The organism is Methanospirillum sp. (genome assembly GCF_028679455.1).
GTDB lineage: Archaea > Halobacteriota > Methanomicrobia > Methanomicrobiales > Methanospirillaceae > Methanospirillum.
This window is the reverse complement of sequence record NZ_JAJRBM010000007.1, coordinates 1-8,028: the sequence shown is the minus strand read 5'-3', so window position 1 is coordinate 8,028 and position 8,028 is coordinate 1. Positions and strand designations below refer to the sequence as shown.

Sequence of the window (8,028 nt, the reverse complement as noted above, 5' to 3'; positions counted from 1 at the left end):
TTGTCCATAATCCCGTTCTACATAGTATCTGTTGTTCTACTAACTAATAATTCTTTTTACGTATTGTGTGCTGAAAGTACTATGCGATATATGACTGGTTTGGATCATGAATAATGAAGGTGTCATCTGTTTTTTGAAGATACAGAGCGACCTGCCCGCGTTTGACATCGGTTCGTGGAGATCATGTTCAGGTGGTAGGCAGGCGGTACCGGAATGATAATGGCTGATTGATAAGGGCAACCTGCTTATGGTGGATGAATAGTTATCTCTTTTTCCCCGGGTAACCATGGTGTTTTCGCAGATAGGTGAGGATTTTGTCACTGTCCATCCATCGTTGATCCAGGGTTTTGATAAGGTCGTCGATTGCCCCGATCTGTCTGACAATCAACCTGGTATCAACCGGTTCCTCCTCTATAAGTGACTCGATGATAGTGAGGGGGTTACGTATGCCATCGTTGAGTATGGATAATTCTGCAAGGTTCTTCTCGATCTGTTCAAGGGCCCTGGCATTCTCCTCTTCAACCATCTTTCGTTCATGAATATCCCTTCCAATACTCTGGAATTCGGTGATTATTCCTTCCCTATTATAAATCGCCCGATTAGACCATTTATTCCACCGGATCTCTCCGTTTTTGAGTTTAACACGATATTCACGGATATGCATTGGTTGGTCCTGAGTATAGGATATACCATATTGTTCCAGTTCGGATTCATCATGGTCTGCAAGGGGTAGATGTTTTTTCGTTCCGAGTATCTCCTCACTGGTCACCCCAAAATATCTACAAAGCGCTTCGTTCACAAACACTATTGTTCCATCAGCCCGGGTTCTACAGATAAATTCCGTCTGGTCTTCTACTACGTTTTTGTACCTGGTCTCGCTCTCTTTCAGGAGCTGGTCTTTCTTCTGCAGTTCGGTGTACTGATGTCTGAGTTCTTCCTCGATTGCGGCTAGTTCTTCGTATGATGCAGACAGTTCCTCACTCTTTCTGATGATCTCCTCCTGAACTCGTTTCATATCCGTGATATCGAGCAGTGAGGTTAAATATTGGATTTTTCCAGGCATCTGACTTATACTGATGATCACAGATTTTACGTTCCCATCATGGGTTTTCATCTGGAATTCGTAGGTCCAGGGGACGCTCTCAGGATGGTCAAGGCGGTGCTCATTATATGAGAGCATCCGTTCACGTTCCTCTGGCGTTGAAACAAATGAGGTCCATTTCATTTTTCCCTCGATCTCATCCCTGCTGTTTCCCCAGAGTTCTTCGAATTTATGATTTGCCAGGGATATCGTCATGTCTTCATCGACCAGGATGAGGGGGATTGCACTGTTCTCAAAAATTGCCCGGTAATGCTCCTCAGAAATCATGAGTCTCTTCTGTATGAGCGAGAGTTCTTCGATCTGATCTGCTAGTTTTCGATAGAGAACCCTCAGGTCCGTCTGCATGGTGTGGATGGTCCGGGCAAGCACTCCTGTTTCATCATCCCGGTCAGTACCTGGGATCTCACCATCCAGTTTCCCTGACCCGATACGCTGTGCACACGTGATGAGTGATATTAGCGGGGCAGTGATGCTCCGGCCGAGCAGAAGTCCGAAAAGGAATACTCCGGCAATGGTTAACCCACAGATGATGATCGTGACATTGCCGGCTCTTGAGATATCGTCAGTGAGTGTCTGTATCAGATTCTGGTTCTGGTCTGCAATTGTATTTGATAAGGTGGTTGCAGGTGCTGAAAACTCATCAAGATAGGTTGTTGCGCTGACCTGCAAGGTTATGTTATCAGCGGTGGGGCAGCAGACCGTGGAAACATAGATGTATTTCTTCTTGATTGAGCCGTCTGGTTCAATCCAGTCATAAAATCCTCCTGACTCTCCGTCTCTTTGTGCATTTTTGATGATAATATAGAAATCAGGGAGCTGATATCTGAGTGGTTCAAATGTTTCTCCCAATCGTTTGGGATTTGGATGGAAATCGGTGATAAGGGATTCGCGTTCATGAAACCCGAAGTAGCCGGTCTCCCCCACGGTCTGGTTGGTCAGGAGCAGGAATTCAGGATCTTGCTTGAGATCAGATATGGTCTTTTCAGGGTGTGCTTTGATGAAAAGGCCGATTTCGCGTGCTATTGCATGGGACTGATACCGAATTATGTTCATCCCGAGTGTGTTTAATGCATCAGTAGAGGAAGTGACGATCTGATCCCTGGTCTCGTTAACATGGGTTGAGATGGTGTCGGTCATCCTGATCTCATTGACAATAAAAAAACTGCTAAGTATGATAAGCGGTATCAGAGATAATCCTACCAGGTTGACGAGAACTCTACTGTACAGGTTCACCTGAAAAATCCCAAAGAACAAGAGGGATGACCTGGGTTAAATATATGCCGTAATAATTCCGGTTCCACCATTTTGCCGTTTTCAAATGGCGGCTCTGAAGCTTCTATGGTTGAAGGGTTTATGTTATTATTGGCTAGAACTGAAATCAGGTTTTTCAACGATTTGTTTCCGGTGCCGGATCGATACATCGTGAGTTTATAGTCCGCTTTCGCCATCCTTTCCTAGGTATACTGATCTCAAATCGTGCACCTTTTCCCGGCGTTCCCCGCTATAAGATCAGGATATCGGTCAATGAAAGGATTTCTCTACACATGGTCAGGCCAATTCCGGTATTGGTTCCAAATCATCTCTCGAATATCTTCTCTTTTGATTCTTCAGGAATTCCAACCCCGTTATCCTCGCAGATGATGATTAGATCGCCGAAACGTTCTTCGGCGAGGAACCTGAAATGCGTACTTGTCTTTCCATGCCTGATGCTGTTTTCCATCAGGTTATACAGGATCTTCATAACCATGGGGTCAGCAAAGATCTCGACATCTTCGGGCAGATCGTTCTCAATCATCAAAGCAATGGAATGGAGTTGTATTGACGCCTTATCAGCCACCTGATGTATACTCTGCCAAATCGGTCAAAGAGTTCCAATCTCTCCATACTGCCTGGTAAACTGAATAATTGAATTGATACATTCAGCGGTGGCTGTTGCCTTTCTGACATATTCACTTACCTGTGAATCAGGCAGACCTTCGTTCAGATTAGAGAGATAACCCTGGAGTATCATCTATTGATTACTCGTATCATGACGGGTAATGTCAGTGAGGAGACTGAGTTTCCGGTTTGCCTGAACCAGAGCTGCTTCAGCCCTTTTTCGTTCGGTTATATCGGTCAGAACGGTCAGGGTTGTTTCTTTTTCCCGGTTCCTGAGTGTTGTTGACCTGACCACTACCCATCTACGCTCCCCGGTAGGCAGGATAATCTCGACATCATATGGCTCAATCTCAATATTCTGACATATGAGTGCATACTTCTCCCGTAACAGATCATGGTATTCCGGAGCGGTAAATGAGAAGATAGATCGCCCGACGACCTCTTGTTGAGACTGTCCACCGTACCGTGCGCCTTCTTTGTTGACAAAGATAATTGTCTCTCCTTCATGAATGAGGACATAATCAGGAAGTTGCGCCTCAAGTTCCCTGAATAACTCCTCGTTTTTTTTGAGATCTTGTTCTGCCTGTTTAATCCCGGTGATATCCCTTAATATTCCTTCGATTCCGAGAATATTTCCGGTCGCGTCATAATACTGGTGGCTGCTGGAAAGAACCGTAATCGGTGTTCCATCCTTCTTCTTTACCCTCACTTCGTAATTGGATACTGATCCGTTCTTCTCAATCTCTGCAAGAAACATTTTGCGCTCTTCCGGGTTCTGGTAGAACTGGGTTGCGATATCTGTACCATCCAGTTCAGATGCCGATTCATATCCAAGCACATCTGCGACCGAAGGGCTGAACAGAACGGATCTCCCGTTCGTATCTGTACGGTAAAAGACATCCTGGATAGTATCAAAGATGCTATGGTATGTCTTTTCCGCATCAATCCGATCGGTAATGTCCAGGATTGAAGCAACACTCCGGTTGGTCCCGGGAATCATGGAAACAGTGTTCAGACCGTACCTGATTGCTCCGTCCCTGTCAAAAAACCTGAACTCATACACCCGGGGAACTTCAGCAGGATCATAACGCCGGTCATGGTGATACTCCTTGATCCGCTTGAGATCTTCAGGGACCACGAACTCTGTCCAACTTCTCTTATGCTCTATCTCCGTGATAGTACATCCACAAAGTTGTGCGACTTCAGCATTCGCACAAGCGATGGTTGTATCTTCTTCAACGATGATAGTGGCAGCCCCGGTATTATGAAATATTGCCTGGTATTGGCTTTTTGTTTCTTCCAGTTCCTGGATAGCATTTTTCCGATCAGTGATGTCGATAAGTACCCCGTTCCAGATGATCGTCCCGTCAGGGGTTGCATTTGGCGATGAACTACCTAATATCCAGTGTATCTGGTTGTTCACGTTCGTGCGGAATTCATATCTCCAGGGTTTGAGCGTTTTCGCAGACTGGTAAATACTGGCTAGAAGGCCTTCCTGGTCTTCAGGCAGAACCGGGTCAAACGAAGATTGCTCATATTGTAACATCTCATGAACTGTTCTTCCGGTAAAGGTAAACCACCATCTGCTCACATAGGTGAACCTGAATATCCCTTCGCGATTCATCTCGAGCTGGTAGATAGCACCGGGAATATTCTGCCCAAGTGCTTCAAACAGCTCCTGCTGTTCTTTTAGTGCCTCTTCTGCCTGTTTTCGATCGGTGATATCATTTCCCACCGATTGGTACTCAATGAGTCTCCCTTCTTCAGAAAAGACAGCACAATTTCTCCATCCCTGCCATCGGATGCTTCCGTCTGGCATCATGACGCGAAATTCCACCTCTCCTATCGGGTTTCCCCTGGTAAGATTCAGGTAATGTGAAATTACGCGTTCCTGATCAACCTCGAGGATATTTCTTATGATAACAGTTCCGAGAATATCTTCCCGTTTTATTCCGAAGTACCGACAGAATGCTTCATTAACAAAAACAGTTCTTCCATCCGGAGTATGACGGCAGATAAATTCGGTTTGCATCTCGACAACATCGCGATACCTTCTTTCACTTTCCCTGAGTACAATGTCAGCGTTACGCCTCTGCACCGCAAGTTCGATTTTGTGTGCAAGTTCAACGAACTGTGCCTGTGGTTGTCCCCCTTTTTGCACATAATAATCGGCACCGTTATTAAGTGCACGAATAACCACCTCCTCCCTGCCTCTACCGGTGAACAATATAAACGGGATTTCTCCATATTGATCCCTGACTGTTTTGAGGAGTTCAAGCCCATCCATACCCGGCATCTCATAATCTGATATGATAATATCAAATGGTGTAGTGGAAAGGAGATGTAGTGCATTTTGGGCAGAATCTCTGAGTTCAATCCTGAACTCACCCATCCGCTCCAAAAAGAGTTTCCCGATTTCAAGAAGAGAGAAGTCATCGTCTACATACAATACCGAGATCATAAGACGATCACAGTACTGAAGAGGTTATGAGGATGAGGCACCTGATTGGGGCCCTGCATTGATATTCTATCTGATATGGCTGATTCTTCATTGTCCCAACTTATCCCCGTATTTGCCAGGGAATTTCGGATTTTGATCCATTCTTATCAGATCCTAGTATTGATCTCATACTTTCTCTTTGTTATCAATTATAGCCCCTTTAGCGTAGGTGATACTGCTACGCTAAAGGGGCTATCAATAATCAGAAAGGAAGTCACATTGTTTTGAAAAGTAGTGATAATCAACGAACTATCGTTATTCCTGACTATCATGAACATGATCGTGGAACTCTAAAAGCAATTTTAAGACCAGCAGGAATCGATTTTTAAGATCTTTTATCGGCTCTTACGTTACTCTAATAAACTAAGACTCCGGTTAACTAAATAATAATACATATACTAATAATACATATACGCTTCCAAATTTCCTAATGGAAGACAAATATTCTCTTTTTACTTTGCGTTAAAATCCCCAAAGGAGACCATTGGGGAGTTTAAACTTCGTGGAGATTTCTACCAGGTCATTTGGAGGGAGAGGGAAATTCATCGCTCCAATTTTGAATATGCAGGTCAGATGTATTGTGCCATTGTTTGCAGGGATATGAGCATGACAGCAAATCGGGAGAAGAAAGCAGCGTTATTTCATTTAAGCCATTATCAATGCCCCAGTCATTGCATCAGCTCCATACGTAGTCAGCGATTATTTTTTCATCACATACACTAATTTTACTTCATGAGAAGACCTTCCCTGCAACATCTTCCCCTGGTATTCTGCATTATTGCAGCCCTCTTTGCTTGTTTTGGATCTGCAACAATGAGTCAGGAAGATAAGCTTGATGGATTTGACGATTTTATCAGTCAGACGATGGGGGAGTATGAAGTCCCGGGGGCTGTTGTCGGGATCGTAGAGAACGATTCTGTCGTGTACCTGAAGGGCTTTGGTGTTCGTGAACTTGGGAAACCGGATCAGGTTGATCCTAACACCAGGTTTCAGATCGCATCAGTGACCAAGTACATTACCGGGGCTGCCATCGGAACGCTTGTTGACGAAGGAAAACTTAACTGGGATACACCGGTAATCACCTATCTGCCTGATTTTACACTGAAGGACTCCTATGTCGGCAATCATTCGAATCTTCGCGATATGCTTGCTCACCGGACCGGTCTCCGGCGAGACGGTGAACTGCTTGGCAGAATCGGATATTCAAACGATGAAATACTGCACCGCATGAGATTTCTTGAATCTGACGCAGGGTTCAGGGAGCGATACCTCTACTCTAATGCCGGATACTTCATTGCAGGTGAGGTCGCAGCAAAGGTTGACAACCGGAGTTGGGAAGATTCAACCGATGCACGAATTATCAAACCACTTGGGATGACACGGTCAGGATCTCACCCGGAGACTCTCTATCTTGACGATAACCATTATTCCGGTCATGGAGGAGCACCGGGAGATCTTCATATCATTCCGCTTGAGAATGCATCACTCCCTGCTGCTGGACAGGTTGTCTCAACCGGAAAGGACATGACCCGGTTTCTACGGATGATGCTGAACAATGGGACGATTGATGGTACGCAGATTCTCACGCCAAAGACTGTAACCGATATCCATGCAGCGAGCCTTGTCGCCGGACGGAGCGGACCCTTGAGAGATCCGAACGGTGCAGTCGGTCTTGGGTGTGACTCCTATTATTTCCTCGGAGAACGTGTCATTGAGAAGAATGGAGCACTTGATGGTGTTCGCTCCATCGTTATCCTCATTCCGGGAAAGAAGAGCGGGTTTGTGGTTATTGCCAACAAGCAGCTCACTGCATTTCCGGAGGCTGTCAGGGATGAGTTCCTTGAACGATATATCGGGAAAAGCGGTGTAGATCTCCAGGCACAGGAAAAAGCATCACAGGCAGGGTGGAACTCTCTCATTAAAAACCCGGACCGGCCATCTAATCCAGATCCCGCGACTATCAGCCCATCTGCCATTGCAGGAACATACACGAGCGATATGTATGGCAGCATGATGATTGAAGAAGGGCCTGATGCAGAAGATATGACCATCGGACTTGGTCCGAATGGGTATAAAGGAAACCTGACGCACTGGACCAACAACACATGGTATCTCTCGTTCCCGAACCCTGACGATCTGGTTGGATATCTCACCTTTACAGCGACTCCTTCCGGTTCAGTAGAGGGGATACTGTCAGATGAGTTTGGTCCTTTTACCCGGAGTTGATCAGATAGAAAGTGGAATGAAGGAGAAGGGGGATACGTCCACCATGACCGGGTACATGAATAACGTTCAATCATATGGTAGCAGAGTCCCGGGCGGCAGGGCGGCAGAAGTGGAATTTGGGCGGGAGCATCCCACCTCATATAATCGCCCTGATTTTCTATAGGAGCATGCAATACCCGTTGTTTCATATCAGGGCGGCGGGGCGGGAAATACGGACAGACATGCACACCATCATAGAAGCGGAAGGTGAACTGTGCATGTGGATCTTGCCGCCCTACTATTATAAAAAATAATTATTTTCTTTATTTCTTAGTATAAGGTC

The 8,028-nt window shown here is 45.6% G+C and carries 7 protein-coding genes; 3 read left to right on the top strand and 4 right to left on the bottom strand.

Features of this window, described 5'->3' with window-relative positions; translation table 11 throughout:
- Positions 1-262: 262 nt before the first annotated feature.
- The 4 genes from LUQ50_RS00210 to LUQ50_RS00195 all read right to left on the bottom strand — a co-directional run bounded on the left by LUQ50_RS00210 (position 263) and on the right by LUQ50_RS00195 (position 5,441).
- Positions 263-2,335, bottom strand: a complete 2,073-nt coding sequence (locus LUQ50_RS00210; RefSeq protein ID WP_300034346.1) for a PAS domain S-box protein — start codon at positions 2,333-2,335, stop codon at positions 263-265.
- A gap of 343 nt (positions 2,336-2,678) precedes the next feature.
- Complete coding sequence (locus tag LUQ50_RS00205) at positions 2,679-2,939, bottom strand: sensor histidine kinase (RefSeq protein WP_300034343.1); 261 nt, start codon at positions 2,937-2,939, stop codon at positions 2,679-2,681.
- Between the two features lie 24 nt (positions 2,940-2,963).
- The gene (locus LUQ50_RS00200) at positions 2,964-3,113 is read right to left on the bottom strand and encodes a hypothetical protein (RefSeq protein ID WP_300034340.1); all 150 of its coding nucleotides are present in this window, start codon (positions 3,111-3,113) and stop codon (positions 2,964-2,966) included.
- Positions 3,114-5,441 carry a PAS domain S-box protein gene (locus LUQ50_RS00195; RefSeq protein ID WP_300034337.1) on the bottom strand — a complete coding sequence of 776 codons (2,328 nt, stop codon included), beginning with the start codon at positions 5,439-5,441 and terminating at the stop codon, positions 3,114-3,116.
- Positions 5,442-5,674: 233 nt separating this feature from the next.
- Between LUQ50_RS00195 and LUQ50_RS15890 the strand changes: the two genes are divergently transcribed.
- The 3 genes from LUQ50_RS15890 to LUQ50_RS00185 all read left to right on the top strand — a co-directional run bounded on the left by LUQ50_RS15890 (position 5,675) and on the right by LUQ50_RS00185 (position 7,869).
- Positions 5,675-5,809 (top strand): type II toxin-antitoxin system HicA family toxin, encoded by a 135-nt coding sequence (locus LUQ50_RS15890; protein WP_367278922.1) that lies wholly within the window; start codon positions 5,675-5,677, stop codon positions 5,807-5,809.
- Between the two features lie 403 nt (positions 5,810-6,212).
- Positions 6,213-7,706, top strand: a complete 1,494-nt coding sequence (locus LUQ50_RS00190) for a serine hydrolase (protein ID WP_300034335.1) — start codon at positions 6,213-6,215, stop codon at positions 7,704-7,706.
- A complete protein-coding gene (locus LUQ50_RS00185; protein WP_300034332.1) occupies positions 7,678-7,869 on the top strand; it encodes a hypothetical protein in 192 nt (63 codons plus the stop codon). The genes LUQ50_RS00190 and LUQ50_RS00185 overlap by 29 nt, the downstream gene beginning before the upstream one ends.
- The last annotated feature ends 159 nt before the right edge of the window (positions 7,870-8,028 follow it).

Bases quoted from the DNA above. Each gene is read 5' to 3' on its own strand.
- LUQ50_RS00200 (WP_300034340.1), bottom strand. From the start codon at position 3,113: ATGATACTCCAGGGTTATCTCTCTAATCTGAACGAAGGTCTGCCTGAT.
- LUQ50_RS00195 (WP_300034337.1), bottom strand. From the start codon at position 5,441: ATGATCTCGGTATTGTATGTAGACGATGACTTCTCTCTTCTTGAAATC.
- LUQ50_RS00190 (WP_300034335.1), top strand. From the start codon at position 6,213: ATGAGAAGACCTTCCCTGCAACATCTTCCCCTGGTATTCTGCATTATT.
- LUQ50_RS00185 (WP_300034332.1), top strand. From the start codon at position 7,678: ATGAGTTTGGTCCTTTTACCCGGAGTTGATCAGATAGAAAGTGGAATG.